This is a genomic window from Sandarakinorhabdus sp., assembly GCF_031422795.1.
Taxonomy (GTDB): Bacteria; Pseudomonadota; Alphaproteobacteria; order Sphingomonadales; family Sphingomonadaceae; genus Sandarakinorhabdus.
Window position 1 is genome coordinate 1 of the sequence record NZ_JANPML010000086.1, and the last position, 3096, is coordinate 3096.

At 65.1% G+C, this 3096-nt stretch carries 3 protein-coding genes; all 3 read right to left on the reverse strand.

Annotated features, from left to right (window positions below; translation table 11 throughout):
• Positions 1 to 978, reverse strand: a 978-nt coding sequence (locus RMO81_RS03395; protein WP_310474330.1) for a DUF3333 domain-containing protein, incomplete at its 3' end; no start/stop codon positions are given.
• The gene (gene pstC / locus RMO81_RS03400; protein WP_310474331.1) at positions 978 to 2372 is read right to left on the reverse strand and encodes a phosphate ABC transporter permease subunit PstC; all 1395 of its coding nucleotides are present in this window, start codon (positions 2370 to 2372) and stop codon (positions 978 to 980) included. The genes pstC and RMO81_RS03395, both read right to left, overlap by 1 nt.
• The coding region (locus tag RMO81_RS03405; RefSeq protein WP_310474332.1) for a substrate-binding domain-containing protein at positions 2369 to 3096 on the reverse strand (728 nt) is incomplete at its 5' end. The genes RMO81_RS03405 and pstC, both read right to left, overlap by 4 nt.

Consider the following 3096-nt stretch of genomic DNA (forward strand, 5'->3'; position numbering starts at 1 on the left):
CGCATCGCGGATCGACGGCGGCACGGATTTGATGGCCACCCGCGACGCGATCACGATCACCGGCATGATCATCAGCGCCAGCGTGATGCCGCCCACCAGCGGCGCCGATCGCGGCAGCCCGGCGAAATTGAGGAAGAAGGCGAGGCCGAGCAGGCCGAAGATGATCGATGGCACGGCGGCCAGATTGTTGATCGACAGCTCGATGATGTCGGCCAGGCGGCCCTTTGGCGCGAATTCTTCCAGCCACACGGCCGAGAACACGCCCAGCGGGAAGGCAATAGCGATGGTGACCATCAGGGTGAGCAACGAGCCCAGCGCCGCGCCGCCAATGCCGGCCAGTTCCGGTTCGGTAGAATCGGCGCCGAACAGGAAAGTCGTGTTGAAGCCGGTGCGCAGCCGGCCTTCACGGTCGAGCCAGCGCCAATCGGAAACTTCGCGATCCGATACGCCGCGGCTTTCCGCTGGCGCCGCCAAGTCAAACTTGCCCTTGGCCAGCAGATCGACCGACGATCGCACCGGCACCCACAATGTGATTTTCTGGCCCAGCAGGGACGGATCGGCCACCAGCGCCTTGCGCAGTTCAAGCCATGCCGCATCCGACAGCGCGTCATCGGCCGGGCCCAGTTGCTTGGCGGTCTTGAGCAGCAGCGCCTGATAATCGGCGCGGGCCAGCAACGATTGGCCCTGGCTGCCGGCTACGGCCGCTGGATCGATGCCCAACGTGGCGGCATCATATTGCACTTCGATGCGGGCTTCGGTGCGCTGGAACCCGGTCCAGCCGTCGCGCACGATGCTGAACAGCAGGAAGGCGAGGAAGCTGGCGGCGATCACCAGCGACGCCGCACCCAGACGGCGGAAATTGCGTTCGGCACGGTAGCGCGCGGCGATGCGGGACTGCATGGCCGGCGTCGTCCAGTCGGTGGGCTGACGCTCACCAATGGACACAGCAGGAGCAAGGCCAGCGGCAGTGGTCGCCATCACTCGTACGCCTCGCGATAGCGCTTCACTACGGCAAGCGCGTAAATGTTGAGGATCAGCGTCATCACGAACAGCACCAGCCCCAGCGCAAAGGCCGAAAGCGTCTTGGCGCTGTCGAATTCCTGGTCGCCCGTGAGCAGCGCGACGATCTGGGTGGTGACAGTGGTGACGCTGCTGAACGGATTGGCGGTGAGATTGGCGGCAAGGCCAGCGGCCATCACCACGATCATCGTTTCGCCGATGGCGCGGCTCACGGCCAGCAGCACGCCGCCCATGATGCCGGGCAATGCCGCGGGCACCATCACCTTCTTGACGGTTTCCGACAGGGTGGCGCCCATGGCGAGGCTGCCATCGCGCATGGCGCTCGGCACGGCAGCCAGGCTGTCATCCGCCATCGACGAGACGAACGGGATGATCATCACGCCCATCACCAGGCCGGCGGCCAGCGCACTATCGGCCGAAGGGTTGGTCATGCCCAAGGCCACGGCGAGATCGCGCACCAGCGGCGCCACGGTGAGTGCCGCAAAGAAGCCGTAGACCACGGTGGGCACCCCGGCGAGCAGTTCCAGCACCGGCTTCATCCAGGTGCGCAGGCGCGGCGGGGCATATTGCGTGAGATAGATGGCCGACATCAGGCCCAGCGGGATCGCCACGGCCATGGCGATAATGGCGCCGATGAAGATCGTGCCCCAGAACAGGGGCACCGCGCCAAACGCGCCGGTGGAGCCAACCTGATCGGCGCGGATCGCCGTCTGCGGGCTCCACTGCAAGCCGGTGAGAAACTCGACCGGCGATACCAGCTGGAAGAAACGGATCGATTCAAAGATCAGCGACAGCACGATGCCGAAAGTGGTGAGGATGGCGACAACCGAGGCAATGAGCAGCACCGCGCGCAGCTGGCCTTCGACACGGTTGCGGGCCCGGAAATCCGGCCGCAGCTGCGACCAGCCCCACAGCCCGCCCATGGCCAGCAAGGCCACCGCCATGGCACCCGCCAACAGATCGCCGTTGCTGCGCGCCGCAGCGTAGACCGGCGCCAACCGGGGGGCCAGCGGGTTGAAGGCTTGTGGCAGATCGCCGTTCACCAGGCCGCGCACCTCGTTCATCAGCGCTTCGCTGTCGTTGCCGGGGGCCGGGCGTTCCGCGCCAGACAGGCTGCCGAGCACCTGCCCTTCGATGACGCCTTCGCCCACGATGCTCCAGCCCGCCAGCACGATCAGCGCCGGTGCCAGCGCCAGCACGGCAACATAGGCGCCGTGATACACCGGGCGCGAATGCACGGCGCCCTTGCGGCCTGCCGCCGCTGTTACCATGGCGACCCCGCGGGCGCGGCCAGCCAGATAGGCCAGGCCCGCCAGACCAAGCACCATGGCAAAGGCGATCAGCAGCATCATTGCAGCGCGCTCACATCCATCGCCGTCAGATTGACAGCTGTGGCTTCACCGGCGCGGCGAATGGCATCGGGTGCAGCCACCAGCCCCTTGCGCGCCAGATATCCCTTGCGGCCCCAGGTTGATTCCCGCGCATATTCCAACAGGAATTCACGCATGCCGCGCACCGCCGGTACATGCTGCACCTTCACATAAAGATAGAGCGGGCGCGAAGCGGGAAACTTGCCGCTGGCGATATTGTCATAGGTGGCGGTGACGCCGGCCAGCGGCACATCCTTCACGCGATCGGCATTTTCTTCCATGAAGGAAAAGCCGAACACGCCCAGCGCCTGCGGATTGGCTGAAACTTTCTGCACGATCAGATTGTCGTTCTCGCCGCCTTCGACATAGGCGCCGTCTTCGCGCACCTTTTCGCAGATCTGCTTGTGGGCGGTCTCGTCGCTTTTTTTCAGGGCCTGCATCGCCGGTTCGGTGTTGCAGCCCTTGAGCATGTACAGCTCGTTGAAGCTGTCACGCGTGCCGCTGGTCGGCGGCGGGCCGATCACTTCGATGCGGATATCGGGCAGTGCCGGGTTCACGTCTTTCCAGGTGCGGGCGGTGTTGGGGCCCTTGCCAAACGGATTGGCGGCCAGCGCCAGATAGACATCACGTTCGGTAAGCGACGGAAAATTGGCTTCGCGGGACTGGGCGATGACCAGGCCATCAATGCCCACCTGCAATTCGATCA